Raw genomic sequence first — 26,760 nt, forward strand, 5'->3', positions numbered from 1 at the left:
ATTTTATTTTTGTAAATAGAGTAGTGTCCTCATATTCCTCGTCAAAATCGGGATCCTGATAAAATAAGCATGTAGTCAATTGGGTTCGCCTTTTCAGGCAATCATCAGCATATGAAGTGTTGTGTGGTTGGTACACTGATATGTAACGTATTTTTCTCTCCGTTTCGGAACCGTTGGCGCATACCGATCCTTTTTAAAACAGCCAATTTGATTATTTATTAAAATTTTCTTTAATTACAGAAGCATCGTTATATTAGACTTCTGAATGAAAATCATATACTTATCCTCTTCGCTCTCAATCCTTTTCCTTCTATCTACTTCCATAAACTTTTGATTTAACTGCTTATATATGAAAATTACATGCTTTAAAATTCAAAACTTTCGTCGTTTAAAGAAAACAATAACTGAACTTGAGCCTGATATTTCAATATTTGTTGGCTCAAATAATAGTGGAAAAACATCAGCAGCACACGCTATGGATATATTTATCAATGGCAAAAAAGATGTTCTATCTGTTTATGACTTTACCAGTTACTGTTGGGCTGAAATCAACAAAATGGGGGATGATCCTGAAAAAAGCATTAGGGATGAAATTGAATTGCCTTCAATAACATTGGATTTATGGTTTACAATTGAAGAAAATGACCTACACAGGGTTTTAGACTTATTACCTGACATGTCCTGGAAAGGTACCATTGTTGGTGCCCGAATTCAATTTCAACCCAAGAGTAGTCAAGAAACTTTCCATCGATATATAGAAGCTAAACAAAAAGCTTCTCAACATGCATCTGAAGACGCGGAAAAAAGTTATGCTCCCTGGCCCAAAAATCTTATTGACTATTTAGGAAAACATTTGCAAAATGAGTATGAATTTCGATACTATGCACTGGACAAATCAAGATTCGACGTTAATTTTGGTCAGGATGCCGATTATAATCCTTTTCAATTTCCGCAAGATCGGGGAAAATCGCTTATAAAATCATTACTGCGCATAGACATTTTGCATGCGCAACGATATCTATCAGATCAAGCTGCTAACGGCCGTTCTGAAGATTTATCGAAATGCTTAAGCAGGTTCTATAAAAGAAATCTTGAAAAAAGGGAAGAGGACCACGCCGCATTAAGTGCTTTGTTTGATTCAGAACTTCAATTTAACGACCATCTTAAAAATGTATTTAAAGAAACACTGGAAAAGTTAAAGCAGTTAGGATACCCTGGTATATTAAATCCGCATCTCGTCATTCGATCTGCCCTTAACCCAACAATGATTATGAGTCAGGATACAAAGGTCCATTATTCACTTGATGGAAAAGATGACTCGCTAACATTGCCGGATAATTACAGTGGTTTAGGATTCAAAAACCTAATTTATATGGTAGTTGAATTGTTAGACATCCAAGCCAGGTGGGTCGAAGAAGAAAAAGATAGGGCGTTACTCCAATTAATTGTTATCGAAGAACCGGAAGCGCATTTACACGCTCAACTTCAACAGGTTTTCATACGTCAAATATTAAACATTCTTAAAGTTGAAGGGCAAGATGCTGAATATTATAGTACACAGTTGATTTTAACTACCCATTCTGCTCAAATATTATTTGAAAAAGGATTTAAGCCGATCAGGTATTTCAGACGAGAGGGAGATGCAGGAATCAACCAGCATTCTACGTCTTTGAATATCTCAACTTTTTACAAAAGTCAGCCTCATAGTGACTTTTTGGAAAGATATATGAAACTGACTCATTGCGATCTGTTTTTTGCTGATGCTGCAATTTTGGTTGAAGGTACTGTAGAGCGAATATTGTTACCACTAATGATTGAAAAATGCGCCGCAGACTTACAAAGTTCATATGTGAGTATAATGGAGGTGGGAGGTGCTTATGCTTTTCGATTTAAAAGTTTATTGGAATTCTTAGGCATTCCTGCGTTGATAATAACTGATCTTGATAGTGTAAGGCAACGTAAGGATGAAGAGGAAGATAATGATAACGATGAAAATGGTGAATTTGAGCTTGAATTAGAACAAGCGCCTGAAGTAGAGGGGGGGCAACCGTCCACTGTAAAGTATAGGATCGGCCAAGCATGCATGACCAACGAACCCGAGGCTATCACATCGAACCAAACGCTAGCTAAATGGTTGCCTAAGAAATCATTAATAAATGACCTGTTGACAGCAAAAGTTACAGATCTTTTGCAGGTACCAAGTTCGACGACACGAAGTACAGTTTTCGTTACATATCAGAAAGAAACTTTAATTGAGTGGGAGGAAGAAAAAGCAAGTATTGCAGGAAGAACATTGGAGGAGGCTTTTGCTTTGGAAAATGCAATTTGGTGCCAGGATAAAGAAAGGAATCATTTAGGGCTTAGATTTAAGAGAAAACCAACTACAATTTTGGATTTAGCTGAGAAAGTACATAACCGGGTAAAATCAACTTCATTCAACAAGACTAGCTTTGCATTAGGCGTTTTAGGAGAAAATCCCGAAGCATGGAACGTCCCTTCGTACATACAAGAAGGTTTATTATGGCTGACTAAGGAAATAAAACCGAATGGAGAGCAAGGTAATCTCACAATTGTAAATCCTGCTATTAAAGATGAATCCAAACTTTAAAAATGACTAAAAGAATAAATTCTCCAGATACAGATGCGGATATCAGGCTTCGCGATTGCCTTGACAAACTACCAAGAGTAAGCTTTAATATGATTGCGGGGGCGGGATCCGGTAAAACCACATCACTTGTTAAAGCTTTGAGTCACGCTATAAAGACGAACGGGAACGTATTAAAAATGCGTGGTCAACAGATAGCTTGCATAACCTATACAGAGATTGCAGCGAAGGAAATATGGGATGATGTTGGTAACACACCACTTATTTTTGTTTCTACCATACACAGTTTTTTGTGGACGGTTATTAGGCCGTTCCAAAGGGATATAAAGAAATGGGTGATAAATAGGGTTTCTGAAAAATGTAAAGCGCTTGAGGAGAAGCTTGCAAATCCTCGTATACGGACCCGGGTCAAGACTGAAAAAGAATTGGCCAAGTTAAGAATTCAAGCTGAAGAGGTTGAGAAAATTACATATTTTAATTATGGCACCGGTAGTAATTACTCAAAAGGAATATTAGGTCATGATGATTTAATAAAGCTAGTAACTTCTTGCATAATGGAAAACGAGACATTGAGGAAGATTATCAGCCAAAAATATCCATATATTTTTGTAGATGAAAGTCAGGATACATTTCCGAACATCGTTGAGGCTTTGAAGCAGGTTGATCAAAGCAATAGCGAAAAGTTCTGCTTAGGTTTTTTTGGTGATCCTATGCAAAAAATTTATGTAACAGGAATTGGCGAAGTCCATTCGGAACAAAACTGGGAAATAATAACAAAGCCAGAAAACTTTCGATGCTCTCAAGAGGTGCTGAAAGTTATTAATAATATAAGGAAGCCGGCAGACGGATTGGAACAAACCGGGGGCAGGATTGAAACGATTGACGGGAAGTCTTCATATGTAAAGGGTAGCGCTCAAATATTTGTTCTTCCACTTCAAGAGGAACAACAAAGGACTGCTAATCTTAAAAAGGTACAGCTAGTATGCGCAAAAATGTTGTCCGATGATCAATGGCTTATTGAAAGTAAGATCAAGATTTTCGTAATTGTTCACCGAATGGCGGCTAAACGTTTAGGATTCCCGAACCTATATTCAGCAATGAACGATGATTCCCCTACATCGTTCAAGGAAGGTTTTATGGAAGGGTCAATTTGGCCAATCAAGCCATTTTTGAATTTTGTCTTACCGATAGTCTTTGCACGTGGAGCTAAAGAAAACTCTACTATAATCAGTATTTTACGTTCTCAGAGTCCTAAACTTTCATCCCCTGATATGAAGGGTTCAGAAGTCCGAAAGTCGCTTGATTTTCTTAAAGCCGGATTAGACGAATTGATGCTGTTAATGGAAGAAAATTCAACAGGAACAGTTTTAGATGTACTTAATGTGCTTAATAAATTCCAGCTAACTTCAATCGATGAAAGGATATTTGCACACATGAATGATAGTTTTGCGCCAATGGAGGATGCGGATGAAGATACCGTCGCAAACGAAATCTCCGCAATGAAAAGATATTTCGTATGTCCTGCACGAGAATTTTGGAGTTATAAGAAATACTTTGAACAACAGTCACCCTTCGCAACTCAACAAGGAGTGAAAGGTGCAGAATTTGATAGAGTGATTACTGTCTTAGATGACGACGAAGGCACGCATATCCAGTTCTCTTATGATAAGTACTTCGGTGTTACCGAACTTTCGGACAATGACAATAAAAATATAGAGGAAGGGAAAGATTACGTGATACCGAGAACCAGACGTCTTTTTTATGTATCATGTTCGAGAGCTAGAAAAGATTTAGTAGTAGTCTATTTTACGTCAAATGTCGATAAGGCCGTTGAAAAACTTCGTGAATTAAATATTTTCGGAAAAGACAAAATATTCACAATGGAAAACTTGTAGTTGTTCTAGCTAGTATATCAATATTTCAATATTTTGTTTTTTATCATGGTACATACAAACTAGTGTATCAAAAAAGTTGCATCGAATTATTTACTGCTCATTTTTATATAAGCCTGAATTTAAAGCCATTAATATATCAAATTGGTTAGTTGATTATCATTCAAATGTATCCCTTCGGCTAAGTACATATTGTTAAGCCAGTTTAAATTTGTATGAGTTATTTTTTATAATGATGAGGTAGTAATTCCAAACTGTGTTTACATGGTCTGCTATTTTGTGGTATCCCTTCGGCTAAGTACATATTGTTAAGCCAGTTTAAATTTGTATGAGTTATTTTTTATAATGATGAGGTAGTAATTCCAAACTGTGTTTACATGGTCTGCTATTTTGTGAAGAAAATCTTTCAGTCATTTGTATGGTTCAATGAGTTTGTCAAGCTGGAAACATAGGTTTACTTTGTAGTACAAAAATTATTCATATTCTACAATAAATTCGTTTTCAAGGTCGCTTTTCAATCGTTTCTTTTCTGCATCCCAATAATCTTTATAAAAGTTTAAGTATTCTTCTAATTGATTGGCTTGTTTAATATTCTTTTTTTTGAGAACTGGCATGTTCCGAACTATTATTTTATAATTCTTTTCCTGAAGCCAAGCCAAATCCCTCATGCATTCATCAAGCGCATCCAAATTATTACCAAAATAACCTGGAAAATCGAAACAATCTGCAAACTCTTTTAATAGCCCGTTTTTAGTATTACATCTAAGCGCATTTACTGTGGCAACGAAATATATTCTCCCATTTATGGTTTCAATTGATTTCATGGTACTCTTCAAAAGATTTATAGTGATTATTTGGCATCCCCTTAGGGCTAAGCATATATTGTTGAGCCGGTGTAAAATTCGTATTAGTTATTTTTTATAGTGATGAGGTAGTAATTGCTTAACTCTGTTTACTGGGTAGTCTGCTATTTTATGAAGAACATCTTTCAGCCACGTGTATGGTTCTATACCCTGCATTTTACAGGTACCCAGTAAACTGTAAAGCATTCCGCTTCGCCTGGCAGCTTCGTGGGAGCCGGCAAACAGATAATTCTTTCTGCCAAGAGCCACAGGCCGTATGCTGTTTTCTACTGGGTTATTATCGATTTTCAATCGACCATCGGTAGTATAGACTGATAACTTATGCCACCGTTCTATACTGTAAGCGAGTGCTTTCCCAATGGCGCTTTTGGGTAGTACATGTAAGTATTGCTGTTGCATCCATAACCACATTCCTTTCAATATCGGATCAGCTTTTTTGTTTCGGACAACTTTTAACTCATCGAAGTTCAGATTGGCCTCTTTGCTGATACGCTCAATCGTATATAATTTCTGGATCTCACCCAGTGCATAAGATGCACGCTCATAATCATTGTCCAACGCCTCATTGAACATACGCCTGGCATGGGCCATGCAATGGATTAATGTGATGTTTGGCTTTTTATCAAAAACATCATAAGCCACATAACCATCGGTTTGCAGATAGCCATTAAAATTTTCCAGTATTTCCAGCGGACCTTCACGACCTCGGCCCTCCTGGTAATCAAAAAAGACGATTTTATTAATACTATCCTGATAAACCCAATAGAAGCCGCGATGCGTTTGTCCCTTCTTGTCTTTATCGATTACTTTGATCGGCGTTTCATCTGCGTGCAGATAGCCGCTTTGTAATACTTCTGTTTTGAGCGCTTCAAACAATGGAGTAATGAGGTGACAGGTACTGCTTACCCAGTCGCTCAATGTAGAATAGGCCAGTTTAACACCAGCCCTTTCAAAACGTTGCATCTGGCGATGCAGCGGAAGGTGGTCAACATACTTATCGATCACAACCTGTGCCAGCAATCCTTCTCCAGCCATTGCCTTTTCTATTGGCCTTGAGGGAAGATCTCCTATAATTACACCGGTGTTTCCCGGCCTTGCATATTTAATTCGTTTGTATTGCTTCACATACAACTCTCCAGGTTGATATTCCAGCACTTCAGTGATCTCTTCACCCATTTTTTTGCAACCGGTAATATCAACCTCCGGTTCAATAACAATTTCTTCCCTGCGCAAAGTCTCTGGCAATTTCATTCTGCCAGGATGCTGCACTGGTTTATTCTCTATTGCAACTGTATTACGTGTATAGCTTATCTTTTGAGTAGAGGTAATGGTACCCGTAGCTACGGCATCCGCAGATATATCCAGCGATAGTTGCGGATTGTTTTTGTCCGAAGGAATAAAGCGTTCATGGCGCGAGCCAAAGATCATTTTCTGCAACTGCTGCAATTGTTGCTCCAGGGCAATGATCCTTACTTGCCCTTGTTCATACAGTGTTTTATAATCTGGTGATGAAGTGCTTTGCATAGCCTGCTTGCAGATAAGCCTAAGTTCGGCTTTACATAAGGGCTATGCAACAATAGTTATTCACTATTTGCCTTTTGATGTTGATATCTTTTACGGTATTTGATCTCTTTTAAGGAGATACCCTGCAATATAAAATGTAATTGGTTTGAGGTTAGTTGCATGCTTTTGGCATCCAGGTCAAAAGCTGGTACTTCAAAAGCGCCTTTTTCCAGGCGCCGGTAGAAAATGGTGAACCCGCCTTGCTCATAAACCAGCATCTTCAAATGAGTCCGCGGTTTATTGATAAATATAAATGCATCGCCTTTCGTTACTTGTCGCCCCAACTCGTTAGTTATTATCCCGCATAGCAGATTAAACCCTTTACGCATATCGGTCTCTTTGCGATAAAGGTGGTAGGACCTGTGATCGCCGAGTAAAATCAAACTGCTCATGCTAACAACTCTTTAAGATAAGCAGCACTTACCGGCTGGTATATCTTTATGCTACCCACCTCAGCAAACAATCCGTTGCCGGCAGAAGGAACAACTTCTATAGGTGCAAAACCTATCGTCCCAGTGGCGTCGCTGCCTTTCGAGAACTTATGCTTCCAATGGTAGAAAGTACCCTCCGCAATATTTAGACCTGCGCAAAATGCTTTTACACTTTGGTCACTTTGAGCATGTTCTTTTAACAATCGCTTAATCTCCTGTTTGCTTCTAAATACTTTTGCCTTCTTGTTAGCTGTCGATTCCATGTCGTGATTTTAAAGAACTAAGCTAACGTTTCGATTATTTATTAAAAAGATGTACTTAGCCGGAGGGATACATTCAAATTAGGTTTCTATTCGTATGAAAAAGAATAGTAGTGAGCAGTCGAACATTTTAGAAAAATCGGAACAATTAACTCCACAATTAGTAATGAAAATGCTTAAAGATGAGGGGCAAATAGTCTCTATTTCTGACGCTGAGGCAATACTAGAATTCTTGCGAAAGATGGCAAACATTGCCGTTAGTAACTATCTGAACCAAAACACACTCAACACTGATCAGAATCGATAGTATCCGAGTTTGAATCCTGAAAGGTATATTTATATCTCGTTCGATCTCTGTTGTATTTCACTCTATTATTTCAATTTATGAATTGAAAAAAAGCTAATCTCAATGCAGGATTTTTATTTATCGAACCCCAGGGTATTCAAAAAATAGGGAATCTATCATTGTGTAAGTCAATATGATATGCCAAAAATAAAACAGGACAAAGCGAATATTTCGACTTTGTCCTGTCTGGTGACCCTGTCAGGATTCAAACCTGAAACCTTTTGATCCGTAGTCAAATGCTCTATTCAATTGAGCTACAGGGCCTTTTTTCCTAAATGGGCTGCAAAAATATAACTATTTGGCATTCGCTCCAAAAAGAAATAAAAAGAATTGAAGATCAAACTATAAAAACTGTTTTTTCATTTTATTAGCTGAATTGGTCATATATTAACCAACCCAATGTTTTTGCCTGGCCATCATTTTATTTGCAAACGAACAGATTGAAGAATATAAAGGGAAGTTGAAAGAACTCATTGACAAAGTTGTTCCAAAATCAGGTGATAGAACAAATGAAGAGCCTGAAAATAAGGCCTGATCCTTTTCTGCCAGGGTAGTATTGACCTGCTCATCTTCCCATTTCCCCTTGTTTTTTTCTCCCGGCATTAATTACCTTGCACTGGTATACCAAATGCATTTCATTACTACAAAGAGGCCTCATCATGAAAATTCAATGCTGGTCAATCGGTAAAAACCATGAATCTTATGTTAAAGAAGGCGTAGAGGATTTTACCCGCCGGGTATCAAAATACTTCCCGGTGGAATGGAATATCATTCCCACCCCCAAAAACGCCGGTATGCTCAGTGAAATGGACCTGAAGAAAAAGGAAGGTGAAACCATCCTGGAATGGCTGAAAAAAGATGATTACCTGGTATTGCTCGATGAACGCGGCCGCTCGCTCACCTCACCCCAACTGGCTGAGTTGATCCAGGCCCGGGCCAATGAAAGCGTTAAAACCCTCATTTTCCTCATTGGCGGTATTTATGGGGTCGATGAGGCCGTTTTTAAAAGAGCCAACACGCAATGGTCCTTATCCAAACTGGTATTCCCGCATCAACTGGTACGGTTGATCCTCGCCGAACAATTATACCGGGCCTGCTCCATTTTACGCAACGAAAAGTATCATCATGTTTAGAAGGCAAAGAGTTCGTAAGTTAATGAGTTCGTAAGTTCGTCAGTAAAAACTAAATAACTAAATAACTTAATAACTTAGAACAAAGATCTAAAAACCTCTATAGTAAAGAATCAAAGTAATAAACTCTTTCCCGCTTCGCCGATCCGCCAAAAATACCCAGCCCGTTTTGTACATTTCCGGTAGGAGATACTAACTGATTGGTAGGCACCGAACCAAAATCGGTCTTATACTTCTCATATAACTTCAGATAATTGTACAACTCCTTACTTACCGATTTTAATTGCAACCGGATGCGGCCTTTTTGCTGCGGATCAATAAAGAAGTGCTTATCGATATATACCCTTGTTGTATACCGTTGGCCATTAACCGGGTCGGTAAAGAAAATACGCCTGAATGGATTGGTCAGCTTATCAATGCGGGCATTCTCCGATCGGTCGTCCTGGGTATATACATTCAAACGGATGAACTTGTTTGATCCAATCGTATCGCGCAAAAGATGTACTCCCGGCGTATTTTTTACCTGCTCATACATATTTCTACCGATCTGCGTATCGTAATTATAGCGCTTACCCTGGTAATAAAAATAGTGACTGGTCTTTACCAGTTCTTTTACAGCTTCAATGATGTAGAACTCTTCATTGTCAAGCGAATCTTTCCAGCTTACGTTGGCAGCAAATACTTCTTTGTCGTTAAATGTTGTTGATGACGTATCTATCCCGAACATTACCGGTATTGTCGGGATATGCGTTTCTGCTTTTACCACGCCCAGGGTAGGATGATTGATCTCGATTTTATACCTGGTATTGGCTTTGAAACGCTTTCTGTTGGTAAATACCGACGTAGGATTATTGATGTATTGCCAGGAATAACTGGGTTGTAAAACCCAACTCATATTATTGGTTTCCGTTAGCGTAACCGTGGCGTCATTTACTTTTTCAAACCGTATCAGGCTGCCATTTTCTACTTTAATGGTCTTGCCGATAGGGATCTTCACGGTATCGCCCGCCGTGATCTCTGCCAGTACTACCAGCTTGTCATCCTCGAACTGGTCGCTCGAAAAATTCTTTTTGCAGGCGCTTGTAAAAAATAACAGCAACAAAAACCAGCAGTGCCGGCTTCTATGGGTTACAAAATAATATGACAGTTGGTTGTTCTTCATGTTACTTAAAATGCCACTGAATACGAAACATAAGGCGTCACTTTAAAAAACTGGTATTTGGTGGTTACTACCAATGATCTTTTCCCCAGCGTTCCTTCCAGATCGTATACATACTGGCTGGGTGAACCATATATGTTGTACACGCCTGCTGTTAATCTTGCGCTTAACTTTTTTCCCAGCGAATGATAATTGCTGGCTGAAATATCAAGTCGTTGATAGGGCAGGGTCCTGTACATTTTTGCCATCGACGAATGATAGATCAACCGGTATTCTTTAGGCGCCAGCGGATCGCTGATCTGTTGGGCGTCATCAAAATCAGGATATACCTGGTTGGGCAAACTGTATACATCGCCGGTAGCAATCATCCAGAACGATGAAAAACGCCAGTGTTTATTATACTTGAACGTGGCTGCTGCATTGGCTTCGTGCCGGCGATCGTACTTAAACGGAAATTTCACCCCATTGTTCAATCCGGCAAAACGGCGCCAGTTCCACGACAACGTATAACTTACTTGTAAAAACCAGTTATCAGTAACCCGTTCTGCTTTTGTTTCTAACCCATAACTCCAGCCATTGCCCAGTTGTACTCTTTGACTCCAGTCGGTGGTGTTCAAAAACAGATTTTTGCCTTCTGCGTAATTCGTCACATTTTTCATTTGCTTGTAATACACATCGGCCTGTATAGTTAGCTTTTTTTGATCGCTATACCTGTATCCCAGGTTAAATAGGTCGCTTTCTTCCGGGTTAAGCACAGAGGTACTGGGCACCCAGGCGTCGCTGTTGATTCCCATATAAGGATTGGTGACCAGGTGCATGTATTGGGTCATGTGATTATACGAAATATCCACCTGGTTATGTTCATTCAGTTTGTAAACGGCATACAAGCGCGGTTGCCACGATGTATAATTAAAATCGTTGTGCCGGTAAAAAGAAACGTGTAACCCCGGACGAATAAAGAATTGTTTATCGGGCCTGATCTCGTTCTCGTAAAACAGTACCATTTCGTTAAATGCTAAAGGCGGGAAGGCATTGAAATCGCCCGGTCTGTCAATAAACTCAGCCGATACATTGGAGTCGAACGGACGAATGCGGGTGTAGGATGCTTTGCCGCCTACATGAATACGTACATTGTTGGTAGCAGATATTTCTACAGCCGTTCGTACGTTGTATTGCCTGATGGATGAATACGTATTATATACCCTGTTCTGCACCAGCTTGCCAGTGCTGTCGTATAAGTTATACCTGAAGCCGGCAAGGTTATCGTAATTGGTAAAGTTGATGGAAGAGTTGATGAATGCGCGCGGGCTAAGCACCCTGTTCCAGTTCAGCATGGCGGCTTTATTGCCCCAGCGTTGCTGGTTGTTGGTATAGTTTTGATGCAACTGCAATTCATCGTGGCCGGCATAAGCGTTAAACATCAGCTTATCTTTTTTGCCCACCCACTGCGTGTACTTGATATGCAGGTCGTAAAAATCAACGGCGATGCCCGATTTAAGCATGCGCAGGATCGGGTTGATCCAGCTTTGGCGGAAAGAGAGCATCAATGAGGAGCGGTCTTTCTTTATAGGGCCTTCCAATGTAAATGAACCGGCCAGCAAGCCGGCATTCGCTTCGCCTTGCCATTTTTGCATGTTCCCATCCTTCGTCATTACATCAATTACTGACGACAAACCACCTCCGTACCGAGAAGGAAAATTCTTCTTGTACAAGTGCATCGACTTAACCGATGTTTTGTTGACAATAGAAAGCGCGCCCAATAAATGCGTGGGATTAAAGATGGTGTTGCCATCCAGCAGAAAAATATTCTGATCGGGACTGCCCCCGCGTACCAGCATGCCGTACGTTATTTCCGGAATGTTCTTTACTCCGGGGTCCATATAGAACGACCGCAGCACATCCGATTCGCCCAGAATAATATTGTTGGAGTTTGCCTCTTTGGAGGCTTTATTTTCTTCGGTTTCCGCTGCGTTTGGCGCAGAAGTTACCGTTACTGCTGAAATGTCGCTTTTAGGCGTCAGGAAAACATCCATGCGGGTGTTGCCCTTTAAGTTGATCTCCATTTTGTGGGTATCGTAACCGGCATAAGAGAGATACAATACATTTTGGCCTTCGGGCAGCAGCAACGTATAATAACCGTGATTGTTAGAGTAACTGCCGCGCTGCCGGGCCGGGTGCCAGACAGTGGCATCTGCCAACGGTTCACCGCTAACCGTTTCTTTAACTATACCGTAAATGGAATACCATGTTATGAAAAAATCGTCGGGTAATGGAACCGGCGAGGGGGTAATAATGAGCTTGTTATTTTTTTCGAGCAGGTTGATCTTCTGGTCCTGCAATACCTGTTGCAACACCACACCAATGGTTTCGGGCGAACCTTTGAGGGTAATGATCCTGCCGGTATCTAAAAAGTTGGCCGCATATTCAATGATAATTGAGCTGTGCTGATTGATATCGTTGAGAAAATCGCGGATAGAACCTGTTGAAAATGATGGGGTATATGGACGCGCAAAGAAACTAACCCTTTGAGCCTGGGTTATTTGCATACTAACCAAAAGCGACACAAATATGCAGAACAGTCTTTTCATGCTATAACTCAAGCTATAGCCCGCGGATCACCAGGTTTTTTATGAGCCCAAAAATTACAAAGAACTAATTTAATTTCGATAAAATGTCACTTTATCTTTTTCTTTTTTCACTTGTAAACCAGTGATAAGCGCAATTTCTTCTAACGCCTGCGCTAACGGCTGGTTGTTGAATTGAACGGTTACGTGAAACGTGTGCGCAATTGCATGCAGGGCTGGCGCCAGCTCTATTTGAATGCCATAATAGTGGGCAATATCCTGTAACACTTTTGGTAAAGCAGTATTATTAAAATTGAGCATACCGGTTTTCCAGGCAATAAAGTTGGAATCGGTAACGGGGGAGTGGAAAAAACGGGCATGGTCTAATACGGCACGCTGGCCTTTGGTAATTGTGATCTGGTTGTTGCTTTCTTTTTTGGCTGTTACATTTACTTTACCGGTCACCACTACCACTTCATCCGTTGATTCGGTTGAATTTACGAGGAAGGAAGTGCCCAGCACTTTTACTTCAGCGTTAGGAGTGGCAACTAAAAAAGGCTGGTTTTCATTCGGTTGCACCTGAAAGAAGGCTTCGCCGGATAATTGTACCTGGCGTTCTTTTTTGTTGAATGTTTTTCGGTATTTTATAGAGCTGCCCTTGCGTACCAGAACAACGGACTGATCGGGCAGGGTGAATGTTTCATTTTTCGCGGCGGCAGTGAATGTTTGCCATTGGGCTTTCTGGTACCACCAATACCCGCCACCGGCAATTAATACCAATACCAGAACGACCGCTGCAGTTCTTTGGGTAGAAGAGAACAGGAAGGAAATAATGGTATGGAAAGGCAGTTTGGTTTTGGGGTTTGCATGAGCGATCTTATCATCCAGCTTCAGCCAGGCAATGTCTGCATTAAATTGGGGGTTAGCCAGTAAAGGGCCGCTTTTTTGCCAAATGAGTACCATGTCATCGTATTCCTGCTGGCAGGCGGCATCCGATTTCAGCCAACGCTGAAGTTCCTCTGCTTCCTGTGCAGTTGCCAAACCCTGTAGTTGTTTGGCAATAAGATGTACCATATGTTCTTTTTCGTTCATATAGGTCTTCCTTGTGTAATAACATTAAATTGTTGTATACCCCTACACTATGACGTCAAAAACAAAAAAATTATGCAGGCAATAATTAAAAAACCTTGTTTTTGCCTGATGTAAGTACGCAGTATTTTGAGCGCCTTACCCATTTGATTTTCAACCGTTTTTATTGAAATGCCCAGTGAATCACTGATCTGTTTATAGGTCAGGTTGCTTACCCGGCTTAACACGAATACTTCGCGGCACTTAGGTGGTAAATTATCGAGGGCTGTTTTTAACAGGGTATCAAAATCAATTTCCTCCCTGGTGGAAGAGGAGAGGCGTTCGACCGGCGTTTCAATTACTTCCTGGCCGTTGAATTCGCCCAGTACTGTTTTTTGCTTTTTATCAAGAAAGCTCAGGCAATTATTACGCACGGCAGTATACAAATACCAGGTGAGCTCTTCTGAGCCAATGAGATTTTGTTTCTTTTCCCAAACACGCAAAAAAATTTCCTGAACAATATCCTCACAGCTATGTGGTTCTTTCACAATGGTAAAAGCATACTTACAAAGCGGTTCGTAATATTTGTAAAAAGTTTCCTGGAATAACCGGTATAATTGTTCAGGCTCCTGCATAACCGTTTTCGGAGATCATTTCATTAAATGTAATAAAAAGATACATTGATTAAGATATGGGTCGTGGCCACAATATACAAGTTACCCGCCAATGCACAATGAAAGCCTGTTATCGATTGCAGCACAATGAGTAATTGGTTTTGTAATATTCATCGTGGTTAAATAACATATATATGACGGTTACGTGAATAACGGTTGTTTTTTATACTAAACTTATTTTGGACATTTGCTTTAATAATCGATATTCGTCTGTGAGTTATACTTAAAGAAAAAGGGGATTATTAATAACTGCATAAATTTCAGCCACCCTGGTTGAGGGGACAGGGGTGGTAAGCATTGAGGAATGAAACATAATTTTCAGGAAAAGTCTCTTTTACAGGAATTTAAGAGCGGTAATACGCATGCGTTCAGAGCCGTGTATGATATGTTTTTCCCAAGCCTTTGTTTCTTTGCAAAACGGTTGGTTGACAATGATGGCGAAGGGGAAGACATAGCTGCTGATAGTTTTGTAAAACTCCTGAACCGGCATGATTCCTTCGATACGCTCCCTAATATTAAAGCCTTTTTATACATTACTACCCGTAACGCCTGCCTGAATTATCTACGCCACACACAGCGCACGCATTCCTCAAGAAGAGAGTTGAACAGGTTGCAGGATAAAGCCGATGAACATGCACTAAGTCAAATAGTTCATGCAGAAGTACTGCGCGAAGTAGAATTTGAAATTGAACAACTGCCCAATCGCTGTAAAGAAATTTTTAAATTGTTCTACTATGAACGCAGATCGGCCGACGACATTGCCGAATTGCTTGGTATTTCCATCAATACCGTTTGGGTGCAGCGGGCAAAAGCCATCCAGTTAATACGTACCAACCTATTAAAAAAAGGAATGCTATCTATTTTGCTGTGTTTTTTGGCAATGAATCGTGAAAACAGCTAAAAGCTGCAAGCCGAAAGCTGAAAGCAAATACAACTGCGTTTTCCCCTGGAACCTGGAACTTGAAACCTGTAACCGGTAACTGGCAACTGAAGCCCCCGGCAACCGGTACCTGGCAACTGGTAACCCGTTTTTATTTCCAGATTCTATAAAGGAACGGGATCGAAATGGTGTTTTTATAAGGTACATCACGCAATGGCATTATGGATACTGAATTGAATTTACAAGGTATGGAGGAAGCGGATTATTTAGCAGGCCTGCTGCTGAAGCAGTTACGGCATGAAATAACCGAAGAGGAACTGCAATACCTCGAAAACTGGAAAGCGGGTGATCCTTCTCACACCCAGGTAGCAGAGCGGATAAATAATGGTGAGCAATTGTTAACCGACCTGTTGGCAATGAAACAGGTTGATATGGAAGGCTGGTGGCAGAAGATCAGTGAACAAATAGAAACGGTAAAAAAGCCAATCCCCTTTTATCGCCGGTGGTATACCTACGCAGCAGCCGCAGTGGTATTACTGATTGCCGGTGCAGTAACCTGGCAATACCTGACTCCGCCCAAGTCGCCACAAGTAACCGAAAAACATACACCAGCTGTTATTAATATATTACCGGGTGGAAATAAAGCTACACTAACTTTATCGAATGGTGCGGTTGTTAATTTGGCCAGCGCTGCCAATGGAACGGTGGCGCAGGAAGGGAATAGTAAAGTGGTTAAGTTACAGGACGGTGAGCTGAAATACGAACCGGCAATCGGTACCGCAAAACGGGAGCAATCGGCAATAACCGCCCATAACACGTTAAGTACACCTCGTGGTGGCCAGTATAGCCTGGTGTTGCCCGATGGCAGTAAGGCATGGTTGAATGCGGCATCTTCAATTACGTATCCCACACAATTTGCGGCTGGTGAGAGGCGCGTAGCCATCACCGGCGAAGTGTATTTTGACGTAGCCAAACAAAAAATCCCTTTTATAGTTAGTGTAAGATCTTCAACAGGCAATGATCTCACCAAAGTGGAAGTGTTGGGAACACAGTTTAATATAATGGCGTATGATGATGAGGCTGCGCTCAAAACTACTTTAGTGAGTGGGAAAGTAAAAATAAGTACAACGAATAGTTTCAAGCTGTTAACACCGGGACAACAGGTACAAATACCGCAATCGACTGCGGGCGTTGCTGGAAGCAATGACATTAAAGTAGTTGATATAAATGACACGGAAGAGATGGACGTTGCCATTGGTTGGAAGAACGGATCTCTTACATTTAATAAAGCCGATATACGATCCATCATGCGCGTGCTTTCCCGATGGTATAATATAGAAGTAGGTTACCAGGGGAAAATACCCGATTATAGAATTTCTGGTTCCTTCCCGCGTACCGAAAACATCTCCTCCATTATAGCGGTACTTGAATTCGAAGGGTATCACTTTAAACAAGAGCAAAATAAGATCATTGTCACACCTTAAGAATTTGGGGATTTCGGGATTGGGAGATTTTGAGATTTGAATGCAAAAAGCAATACTGAATTAAATGAAATCTCAAAATCCCAAAATCTCAAAATCAGCAATCAATCGACGTTTACACGGGGCGCAACACTAGGCTCTCCCTACTAGCCACTCTCCACTTACTGCTAGCTTTAAAAAAAAACATGCGCCGGTAATGTGCATATTGTATTAAACCGGAGATGATGTTCGATAGGAGCGAGTGTTATGAGCAAGGCCATGCAAACCCTCACAATAGCATGCATTGGCTTAACCAATTCCGGTAACAGTTAATATGCGGTCACTACCAGCGCAGGAGTTATTCACTATACATCCAATACCATGATAAACCTTATCTTATGAAATGTAGACGATGATATGCACGCTGTTTATTTCCTGAATATAAATACTGGCAACCTTCAGGCAGGTGATTGGTTTTTTAGAGAGTGTCGGATTGGAATTTGGATTCAGAGTAGTATAACTAGGATCATCACCTGATACAACGCCTGTACAAAGGTACAACGCAACCAACCCTGTTTCCAAATTTCACGCACGGAAAGATTTTGCCAAAAAAGCGAAAATTGAATATTTTTTTAAAGCCTATGTATAATTTATTATTTTGCCTGTATAGTAAAGCTTCATACAAAAAATGCAGTTACAAGTTTCAGGTTGCAGGTTTCAGGGAAATACAAGTGCATTTCACCATTATCTTGAGTGACGCTCCCCTGTAACCTGTAACTTGTAACCTGTAACAGAGGAGCTAAAATTCAATACGCAATCTCAAAATCCCCAAATCTCAAAATCCCCCAATCACTCAATTCTTTCCTTGCCACGTTCCCTGGCCGTTATATTATAATACTTCTTAAATGCCTTCGAAAAGGCGCTTAAATTGGTATAACCTACTTCTTCAGCTACCTGCGACACCGAGCGTTTTTTGCCCGATAACAAATGCCAGGCCTTTTCCATGCGTATATCGCGCAGGTAATCGGCCGGGCTGCTATGATAGAGCTGGTGAAAGCCAGTCTTTAGTTTATAATCGTTCAATCCCGTTAGCTGGGTAAGCTCTTTAATGGTCCATTCCTGGTGCAGGTTTTCCTGCATATGGGTCCTGGCCATGTATATAACCTGCGCTTCCTCCATTGAAACCGATATGGGTTCCCAAACAGGATGTTCAGAAATGCTTTCCAGGCACTGGTGTAATATCGCCAGTGATTTCGAATGCAAAGTGGCGCCCGGTCGTTTGCCTGTATATATCAACTGGTATAAATGCGTCAATAACGACCGGCTGGCTACCTGGTTAACCGGCACCAGCATAGCCGGTTGCTGGTGTATAACTTTTTTCTGAAAATCATTCATTAAAACTAAAGGTGGTAGTTTTTGCGACAGCGTGCAAACCGGGTAATGAATGTCAATGGAAAAGTATACACCGGCCTCCTGAAAATGTAGGCGGTTATTCAAATAAGGAATGTATAATAAATTATATCCCTGTTCGTAAAACACCAGGTTGCCCAATCCTTCAATATGATACTGTATATGGTTGGTAAGGTGGAAACGCAGCTTTAATAAAGGTTCATACTCCAGCATGGTAAACGTACAGCTCCGGTTCAGCAAAAAATGTTGTAATCGTATTAATATGCCGTTGCTTTGTATATGTTGAAACAATACGTTACCAAACGCCCCCGATGCCGCTAATGATGAAGCGCCCGGCACCAGGTAATCATCCAACGTATCCGGAAGCTGATCAGTAAAAGCCAGCTCTTTATAATTGTCGGCAATTAATTTTATTTGCATACCTGCAGAGATTTAATGGGCCATTTTCACACAGAATTTCCTATGCTGCGGTATTGACAATAGCATGCACCGTAAACAGGTGAACTGTTATGCTTTTTTGAAAAATAGCGTCCTGTAAATGATTACCAAACAGGTGAACACCTATTGCCAAACGTTAGTGATATTTCCGCTATGCAGTGCTGTCATCAGGCCCTTTGTGGGAAGTTGTAGGTATGCTATATTATGCATGTAGAGGAAAGCAACTGCACTGACTAAAGGTAAGGGAATTTTTTTCCACACAATTACGAAATCGGGTTTAATATTTTGCAAATAGTGGCCGTGTAATGTCAGTGCCGGTCATGCAAATTTCATTGGTAAAGTAGGTGTATACGAATATGTTCGAATAGTGGGTATAGATAGTTTTTAATGCATTGCTATCAAAAGTTAAACTGTTTTAACAATAGCGTATCGAAACAGGTTACCTGTTTTGATGGTTGTTCAAAAAAAATAGTTTGGATTGTTAAAGGCGCTCAAAACCGCCACCAGAGCGGTTTTAGCATGTTCAGAAATGGCACCTTTATCCGGTACCCCGATTTTTTTTTGAAAAAAATCATGCTATCTTATGTTTTATGACAACCTCATCCCCGAATTCCCTTTGCCAATCCCTCAATGTAAGGAATGTACAACCCATTGTATTGCATAAAGAGCTGATGCCGGATTGCCGTATCAGCCTGCGGCCTGTATGTATTCACTCTAATAACGACATTAACGCCATTCACGAATGGCTGTCAGATGGTTCCCCGGGCCATTTGCCGGTTGACCAGTTGCGTGTTTTTTTTATTTTGCTGGCAGAGTGTACCTATGCACAGGCATTCATGGTGTTGCTGAATGATGATACGCCCATTGGTCAGTTTGAAGTATACCAGGTATTGCAGGACGAATTAAAAGATTCAGTAAATGGCGGTGAAGGCGATTATAGGATATATATACCGGTAATGCCCGTGATTGCCTCCTTCCCCGATATAACAATACAGATCATACAAACATGTCTCCACTTTTTTTTCTCCTGTTCCGAAGTAAAACGGGTGTTTTGGGTAATACCGGTAAATGATAAAGAGCGGATCAAAGTTGCAATCAAAGCAGGGTTCAGGATCTTCAAACCTGCCCGCGAAGTAGCCATCGATGGCGATCAACCGGCGAATGTATATCAATGCACGCTGGCAAATTTTTTGAATGCCTGAACGCGTTTGTATTAAATGATTTTATTATTTGAAATGGATTTGGCCTTGTAATTAGATAGAGGGATTCCCAAGTTTACGATATCATTTTTTAATAATGTTTGGGTAATGGGTTACTCATTTTGGGGTAACGTGGCCTAAATGGGGTTGATTTATGAATTTTTTGACTAACTGTTTATGAAAAAAATGAGCAAACGCTGTATGAATTACTTCCTAAAAAACGGAACGCCGTTTGAATCACAAATGAGCAATATTGTACCGTGCAAAACCACTAACCCGCAACACCGAAGATTGGCCGGGTGGTTACCGTACAAACCTTCTTGCAACCGGTTACTAAACATTAATGTAAATTCTTAAAATACCTGATTATGGCGCGTTCAAAACCTACTACTAATCGCTCAAACCGCCAGGATGTAGCAGCGGCAGTGCCCCCGAATGGAAAGCTCGTTTCTCCAAAAAAGAAATCCCAGATAGTAAGCGAAGTAGAAACAGAGGCTACTCATCGCCAGTTAAGCGGTTTTTTAGATTCACGCGAACTGTTGCATGTGCTTACCCAGGTGAAGAATGGGAATTTTAGTGTGCGTATGCCCATTGATCAGGTGGGTATCAGCGGTAAGATCTGCGATACGCTCAATGAGATCATTTCGCTCAATGAAAAAATGATGATGGAATTTACCCGGGCCGGCAATACCATTGGTAAGCAGGGTAAACTGAACCAGCGTATCGAATTGCCCAATGCCCGCGGCGCCTGGCGTACCGGGGTTGAATCGCTGAATATCCTGATCTCTGACCTGGTTCACCCCACTATTGAGATCGCTGATGTGATCAGTTCGGTGGCCAAAGGAAACCTGTCGAAAGAAATGCCGCTCGAAATAGGCGGGCACGTATTACAGGGAGAGTTTGCCACCATTGCCAAGGAAGTGAATGACATGGTGAAACAGTTGAACCTGTTTTCCATGGAGGTTACCCGTGTGGCGCGTGAAGTGGGTTCGGAAGGTAAGCTGGGCGGCCAGGCTAAAGTAAAAGGCGTAGGTGGCGTTTGGAAAGACCTGACCGATTCCGTGAACCAAATGGCCAGTAACCTTACTGGCCAGGTGCGTAACATTGCCGAGGTGACCACCGCGGTGGCAAAAGGCGATCTGTCGAAAAAGATTACGGTGGACGTAAAAGGAGAGATCCTTGAATTGAAAAATACCATCAATACGATGGTTGACCAGTTAAACTCCTTCTCCTCGGAAGTAACGCGTGTGGCGCTGGAAGTAGGAACGGAAGGAAAGCTGGGTGGTCAGGCGCAGGTAAAAGGCGTGGCCGGAACCTGGAAGGATCTGACCGACTCGGTGAACCAGATGGCCAGTAACCTAACCGGCCAGGTGCGCAACATTGCCGAGGTAACCACTGCGGTGGCAAAGGGTGACCTTAGCCGTAAGATCACCGTGGATGTAAAAGGAGAAATTTCTGAATTGAAAAATACCATCAATACCATGGTTGACCAGTTGAACTCCTTCTCTGCCGAGGTAACGCGTGTAGCGCGTGAGGTGGGGTCGGAAGGAAAACTGGGCGGACAGGCAAAAGTAAAAGGGGTAGGTGGCGTATGGAAAGACCTGACCGACTCCGTAAACCAGATGGCCAGTAACCTTACCGGCCAGGTGCGTAACATTGCAGAAGTGACCACCGCGGTGGCAAAGGGTGACCTTAGCCGTAAGATCACGGTGGATGTGCGTGGGGAGATCCTGGAGCTGAAAAATACCATCAACACGATGGTAGACCAGTTGAACTCATTCTCCTCGGAAGTAACGCGTGTGGCGCTGGAAGTAGGTACCGAAGGAAAACTGGGCGGTCAGGCGCAGGTAAAAGGGGTAGCCGGCACCTGGAAGGACCTGACCGACTCGGTAAACGGTATGGCCAGTAACCTTACCGGCCAGGTGCGTAACATTGCGGAAGTGACCACTGCCGTGGCAAAGGGTGACCTTAGCCGTAAGATCACGGTGGATGTGAAAGGCGAGATCCTGGAATTGAAAAACACCATCAACACGATGGTAGACCAGTTGAATTCATTTGGTTCGGAAGTAACGCGTGTGGCGCGTGAAGTGGGATCGGAAGGTAAACTTGGCGGACAGGCCGCAGTACCGGGCGTAGCCGGAACCTGGAAAGACTTAACGGATAGTGTAAATAAAATGGCCAGTAACCTTACCTCCCAGGTGCGTAACATCGCCGAGGTAACAACCGCGGTGGCTAATGGCGACCTGAGCCGCAAGATCGATGTGGATGTAAAAGGCGAGATCCTGGAGTTGAAGAATACCATCAACACGATGGTGGACCAGCTCCGCGGTTTTGCATCGGAAGTAACGCGCGTGGCGCGTGAAGTGGGCTCGGAAGGTAAACTCGGCGGACAAGCGGAAGTACGCGGGGTGGCCGGCACCTGGAAGGATTTGACCGACTCGGTGAACATGATGGCCAGTAACCTCACCAACCAGGTGCGTAACATTGCCGAAGTGACCACCGCGGTGGCAAAGGGTGACCTTAGCCGTAAGATCACGGTGGATGTGAAGGGGGAGATCCTGGAATTGAAAAACACCATCAACACAATGGTTGACCAGTTGAATGGTTTCGCATCAGAAGTAACGCGTGTGGCGCGTGAAGTGGGATCGGAAGGTAAGCTCGGCGGACAGGCCGATGTACCGGGCGTTGCCGGAACCTGGAAAGACCTGAACGATAGCGTAAATAAAATGGCCAGTAACCTTACCTCGCAGGTGCGTAACATTGCCGAGGTAACAACGGCCGTGGCCAATGGCGACTTAAGCCGCAAGATCGATGTGAATGTAAAAGGCGAGATCCTGGAGTTGAAGAATACCATCAATACGATGGTGGACCAGTTGCGCGGTTTTGCATCGGAAGTAACGCGTGTGGCGCGTGAAGTAGGTACCGAAGGTAAACTGGGCGGGCAGGCAAACGTACCGGGTGTTGCCGGAACCTGGAAAGACCTTACCGACTCGGTAAACCAGATGGCCGGTAATCTTACTGTTCAGGTGCGTAACATTGCCGAAGTGGCCATTGCGGTAGCAAATGGAGATATGTCGAAAAAAATTACGGTTGACGTACGCGGTGAGATCCTGCAGTTGAAGGAAACCCTGAACACGATGGTAGACCAGCTCCGCGCCTTCGCTTCCGAAGTAACGCGTGTGGCGCGTGAAGTAGGTACCGATGGTAAACTGGGTGGTCAGGCATTTGTACCCGGTGTAGCGGGTACCTGGAAAGATCTGACCGACTCCGTGAACCAGATGACCGGTAACCTTACTGCCCAGGTGCGTAACATTGCCGAAGTGACCAAGGCGGTGGCGAGCGGCGACTTGTCGAAAACAGTAGCCATTGACGTTAAAGGAGAGATCCTTGACCTGAAAAATACCATCAATACGATGGTGGACCAGTTGCGCGGTTTTGCATCGGAAGTAACGCGTGTGGCGCGTGAAGTGGGAACGGAAGGTAAACTGGGCGGACAGGCTGAAGTGCGTGGTGTAGCCGGCACCTGGAAAGACTTAACGGATAGTGTGAACATGATGGCCAGTAACCTCACCAACCAGGTGCGTGGAATTGCCAAAGTGGTGACCGCCGTGGCAACCGGCAACCTGAAACAAAAACTGACCATCGTATCGCGCGGTGAAGTAGCGCAACTGATCGATACCATCAATGAAATGATCGATACGCTGGCCACCTTTGCCGACCAGGTAACCACTGTAGCCCGTGAGGTGGGTGTTGAAGGCCGGTTGGGAGGGCAGGCGAGCGTACCAGGGGCGAGCGGTATTTGGAAGAACCTTACGGAGAACGTGAATCAGTTGGCGCAAAACCTTACCACGCAGGTGCGTTCCATTTCTGAAGTGGCATCGGCGGTTACGAAAGGCGACCTTACCCGTACCATTCGCGTAGAAGCAAAAGGAGAGGTGGAAGCCTTAAAAGATACCATCAACCAGATGATCACCAACCTGCGCGAAACAACCTTGCGTAACCAGGAGCAGGACTGGCTGAAATCGAACCTCGCTAAATTCGGTCAAATGCTGCAGGGCCAGCGCGACCTGAAGACCGTAACACAGAAAATATTGTCGGAACTGGCGCGGGTAGTAAGCGCGCATTTTGGCGCCTTCTATATTCTGAAACAGGATGAGGATACACAAAATGTAACACTGAGCCTGTTTGCGGCGTACGGTTATAAATCTGATAAAAATATTATAACGGAGTTTGCCATCGGTGAAGGGCTCGTAGGCCAGGTGGCGTTTGAAAAAGAACGCATCATCCTCACCAACGTGCCGGCCAATTATATCCGCATCAGTTCTGCATTAGGCAAAGCGAAGCCGGCCAATGTGATCATTCTGCCGGTATTGTTCGAAAACAATGTAAAGGCGGTTATCGAACTGGCCTCGCTGGACACCTTCAGCCAAACCCACCTCGACTTCCTAAGCCAGCTTACAGAAAGTATCGGTATCGTATTGAACACCATCGAGGCGAATACCCGTACGGAAGAGCTGCTGGCCCAGTCGCAATCACTGGCCAGTGAGTTGAAAGTGCAGCAGGAAGAGTTACGCAGGACCAACGATGAGCTGCAGGATAAAGCCCTGTTGCTGGTAAAACAAAAGAACGAAGTGGAAGCAAAGAACAAGGAAGTAGAAGAAGCCCGCCGCTCGCTGGAAGAAAAAGCCGAACAGTTAACACTTACCTCGAAGTATAAATCGGAATTTTTAGCCAACATGTCGCACGAGCTGCGTACGCCATTGAACAGCTTGCTCATTCTTGCACAGCAATTGTATGAAAACGCCGAAGGCAACTTAACGGAAAAGCAAATACGCTACGCCAAAACCATCCACTCCTGCGGAGATGACCTCATACAACTGATCAACGATATCCTCGATCTGTCGAAGATCGAATCGGGGTTCATTACCGCCAATTTTGCGCCGGTACGGTTCTTCGAGATCACTTCCTTTGTGGAAACCACCTTCAAGCCGATTGCCGAAGCAAGGCATTTGCGCTTTACCATTGAAACCGATACGCGGTTGCCAGACAATATGGAAACCGATATTCAACGGTTGAACCAGATCTTGAAGAACCTGTTGTCGAACTCCTTCAAGTTCACGGAAAAGGGAGAAGTAAAACTGAAGATCTATGAAGCCCTCAGGAACTGGAAGCCAGGCAATTCATCGCTCGACAATGCACAACGCGTAGTGGCCTTTGCCATCAGTGATACCGGCATTGGTATTCCATTGGAAAAACAAAGCATCATCTTTGAAGCGTTCCAGCAGGCAGAAGGAAGTACCAGCCGTAAGTATGGCGGCACTGGCCTGGGCTTGTCGATCAGCCGCGGCCTTACTGAATTGTTAGGCGGTACTATTGAACTGGAAAGCCAGCCCGGACAGGGAAGTACGTTCACGTTATTCCTGCCAATAGAAAATGTATCGGGGATGGTAACGCGCGAAGCTCCCGCCAGCCTCAGTGAATACCAGTATCAACTGGGCACAGACAGTGGTGAAATTGATACCTTGTTGAATTCGATCAGGGTTGCGGGCGAAGGCACCGAAACGGCAGGCTTGCATATAGTGAATGAAATGATCAATGATACCGGCGATGACCGGAATAGTATACAATCGAGCGATAAGGTGATCCTGATCGTTGAGGATGATATCCGGTTTGGCAAGATCATCATTGAAAAAGCACATCAGTATGGATTGAAAGCAATAGTGGCCACCAACTATATTGAGGTGTTTGACTTTATCAACCGCTTTACGCCCATCGCCATTACCCTCGATGTGAAGTTGCCTGATACCAGTGGCTGGAAGGTAATGGAACTGTTGCGCAATGACCTCAGCTACCGGCATATTCCCATTCATTTGATTTCGGGAGAAGAGAACCGCTCCCTGGCCTTGAAACGCGGCGCCCGCAGCTTCAAGTTAAAGCCATTGGATAATGAATCGTTGAACGATCTGTTCGATGATATTGTGGCCTTCAATAAAAAAGAAGTAAAACATATCCTGGTAGTAGAAGATAATGAAGTGGACGCTTCGCAGATCGTAAAATTGTTGGGAACTGACATCATGCAGGTAACCCTGGCTGAAACCGGTGAAAAGGCCATGCATGACATCAACAGCAAGGATTTCGATTGTATTATCCTTGATTATTCACTGCCCGACCTGCCGGGACATGAGCTTGTAAACCTGGTTTCGGAAAACAAACCCAGGCTAACACCGGTCATTGTTTATTCGGCCCGTGAGTTCAATAAAAAAGAATTGCAACAATTGAATACAGTTTCCAATAAGATCCTCCTGAAAGGCGTGAACTCACTGGAACACCTGTTGGAAGAAACGGTATTACACCTGCATATCAATCATAAAGACCTGCAGGCCGATAAACGGAAGGTTATTGAGAACATCCGGAAGAAAGAAGATATCCTTACCGGGAAGAATGTGTTGGTCGTAGACGATGACGTACGTAACCTGTTTGCACTAACAACGGTATTTGAGCGTTATAATATTAATGTGATCACGGCTGAAAGCGGCAGGGAAGCCATTAATATTATTAGTGAAGACAGTCCCAAGATTGATATGGTGCTAATGGATATTATGATGCCTGAAATGGATGGTTATGAGACCACGCAAAAAATAAGGCGGGAGCATAAGAACAGTTCCCTGCCGATTATTGCTGTAACGGCAAAAGCGATGAAGGGCGACAGACAAAAATGTATTGAAGCCGGCGCCTCGGATTATATCACCAAACCGTTAAAGATAGATCAGTTGTTATCGCTGATGCGAGTATGGTTCTATAAGTAATTTGATAATGTG

Annotated in this window: 17 protein-coding genes and 1 tRNA gene; 8 read left to right on the top strand and 10 right to left on the bottom strand. The window is 42.8% G+C overall.

The window, feature by feature from the left end:
• Nucleotides 1-349 precede the first annotated feature (349 nt).
• Entirely contained in the window at nt 350-2,608 is a 2,259-nt protein-coding gene (locus FAM09_RS10990; RefSeq protein ID WP_136577136.1) for an ATP-dependent nuclease, read from the top strand.
• Between the two features lie 2 nt (nt 2,609-2,610).
• A complete protein-coding gene (locus FAM09_RS10995) occupies nt 2,611-4,500 on the top strand; it encodes a UvrD-helicase domain-containing protein (protein ID WP_136577137.1) in 1,890 nt (629 codons plus the stop codon).
• Between the two features lie 470 nt (nt 4,501-4,970).
• On the opposite strand, the gene FAM09_RS11000 is transcribed toward FAM09_RS10995, so the two are convergent.
• From FAM09_RS11000 to tnpA, 4 genes are all read right to left on the bottom strand, one after another.
• On the bottom strand, nt 4,971-5,321 hold the full coding sequence (locus FAM09_RS11000) for a barstar family protein (RefSeq protein WP_136577138.1): 351 nt from the start codon (nt 5,319-5,321) through the stop codon (nt 4,971-4,973).
• An 87-nt stretch (nt 5,322-5,408) separates the two neighbouring features.
• Entirely contained in the window at nt 5,409-6,884 is a 1,476-nt protein-coding gene (gene tnpC / locus FAM09_RS11005) for an IS66 family transposase (protein ID WP_136577139.1), read from the bottom strand.
• 56 nt (nt 6,885-6,940) lie between these two features.
• On the bottom strand, nt 6,941-7,315 hold the full coding sequence (gene tnpB, locus FAM09_RS11010) for an IS66 family insertion sequence element accessory protein TnpB (RefSeq protein ID WP_136577140.1): 375 nt from the start codon (nt 7,313-7,315) through the stop codon (nt 6,941-6,943).
• On the bottom strand, nt 7,312-7,617 hold the full coding sequence (tnpA, locus tag FAM09_RS11015; RefSeq protein WP_136577141.1) for an IS66 family insertion sequence element accessory protein TnpA: 306 nt from the start codon (nt 7,615-7,617) through the stop codon (nt 7,312-7,314). Before tnpA ends, tnpB begins: the two co-directional genes overlap by 4 nt.
• 94 nt (nt 7,618-7,711) lie before the next feature.
• On the opposite strand from tnpA, the gene FAM09_RS11020 reads away from it, so the two are divergent.
• Nucleotides 7,712-7,921 carry a hypothetical protein gene (locus FAM09_RS11020; protein ID WP_136577142.1) on the top strand — a complete coding sequence of 70 codons (210 nt, stop codon included), beginning with the start codon at nt 7,712-7,714 and terminating at the stop codon, nt 7,919-7,921.
• A 226-nt stretch (nt 7,922-8,147) separates the two neighbouring features.
• Here FAM09_RS11020 and FAM09_RS11025 read toward each other — a convergent pair.
• A tRNA-Arg gene (locus FAM09_RS11025) sits at nt 8,148-8,224 on the bottom strand.
• A 395-nt stretch (nt 8,225-8,619) separates the two neighbouring features.
• Between FAM09_RS11025 and FAM09_RS11030 the strand changes: the two genes are divergently transcribed.
• Complete coding sequence (locus FAM09_RS11030; protein ID WP_136577143.1) at nt 8,620-9,093, top strand: 23S rRNA (pseudouridine(1915)-N(3))-methyltransferase RlmH; 474 nt, start codon at nt 8,620-8,622, stop codon at nt 9,091-9,093.
• A 97-nt stretch (nt 9,094-9,190) separates the two neighbouring features.
• Here the strand turns inward: FAM09_RS11030 and FAM09_RS11035 are convergent, their stop codons facing one another.
• From FAM09_RS11035 to FAM09_RS11050, 4 genes are all read right to left on the bottom strand, one after another.
• Complete coding sequence (locus FAM09_RS11035) at nt 9,191-10,252, bottom strand: DUF4249 domain-containing protein (protein ID WP_136577144.1); 1,062 nt, start codon at nt 10,250-10,252, stop codon at nt 9,191-9,193.
• Between the two features lie 5 nt (nt 10,253-10,257).
• The gene (locus FAM09_RS11040) at nt 10,258-12,837 is read right to left on the bottom strand and encodes a TonB-dependent receptor (protein ID WP_136577145.1); all 2,580 of its coding nucleotides are present in this window, start codon (nt 12,835-12,837) and stop codon (nt 10,258-10,260) included.
• A 69-nt stretch (nt 12,838-12,906) separates the two neighbouring features.
• Complete coding sequence (locus FAM09_RS11045) at nt 12,907-13,887, bottom strand: FecR family protein (protein WP_166437096.1); 981 nt, start codon at nt 13,885-13,887, stop codon at nt 12,907-12,909.
• Nucleotides 13,888-13,952: 65 nt separating this feature from the next.
• Nucleotides 13,953-14,516, bottom strand: a complete 564-nt coding sequence (locus FAM09_RS11050; protein ID WP_136577147.1) for an RNA polymerase sigma-70 factor — start codon at nt 14,514-14,516, stop codon at nt 13,953-13,955.
• 343 nt (nt 14,517-14,859) lie between these two features.
• Between FAM09_RS11050 and FAM09_RS11055 the strand changes: the two genes are divergently transcribed.
• Together FAM09_RS11055 and FAM09_RS11060 are read left to right on the top strand one after the other, a co-directional pair.
• On the top strand, nt 14,860-15,456 hold the full coding sequence (locus FAM09_RS11055; RefSeq protein ID WP_136577148.1) for an RNA polymerase sigma-70 factor: 597 nt from the start codon (nt 14,860-14,862) through the stop codon (nt 15,454-15,456).
• A 227-nt stretch (nt 15,457-15,683) separates the two neighbouring features.
• Nucleotides 15,684-16,919 carry a FecR family protein gene (locus FAM09_RS11060; RefSeq protein WP_166437097.1) on the top strand — a complete coding sequence of 412 codons (1,236 nt, stop codon included), beginning with the start codon at nt 15,684-15,686 and terminating at the stop codon, nt 16,917-16,919.
• A gap of 825 nt (nt 16,920-17,744) precedes the next feature.
• On the opposite strand, the gene FAM09_RS11065 is transcribed toward FAM09_RS11060, so the two are convergent.
• Nucleotides 17,745-18,725, bottom strand: a complete 981-nt coding sequence (locus FAM09_RS11065; RefSeq protein ID WP_136577150.1) for a helix-turn-helix transcriptional regulator — start codon at nt 18,723-18,725, stop codon at nt 17,745-17,747.
• A 608-nt stretch (nt 18,726-19,333) separates the two neighbouring features.
• Here FAM09_RS11065 and FAM09_RS11070 point away from each other — a divergent pair.
• Both FAM09_RS11070 and FAM09_RS11075 read left to right on the top strand, forming a co-directional pair.
• Nucleotides 19,334-19,945 carry an acetyltransferase gene (locus FAM09_RS11070; RefSeq protein WP_136577151.1) on the top strand — a complete coding sequence of 204 codons (612 nt, stop codon included), beginning with the start codon at nt 19,334-19,336 and terminating at the stop codon, nt 19,943-19,945.
• A 365-nt stretch (nt 19,946-20,310) separates the two neighbouring features.
• Nucleotides 20,311-26,748: a HAMP domain-containing protein gene (locus tag FAM09_RS11075; protein WP_208025537.1), complete on the top strand. Its 6,438-nt coding sequence runs from the start codon at nt 20,311-20,313 to the stop codon at nt 26,746-26,748.
• Nucleotides 26,749-26,760: the final 12 nt, after the last annotated feature.

The sequence above is a fragment of the Niastella caeni genome (genome assembly GCF_004834005.1).
GTDB lineage: Bacteria > Bacteroidota > Bacteroidia > Chitinophagales > Chitinophagaceae > Niastella > Niastella caeni.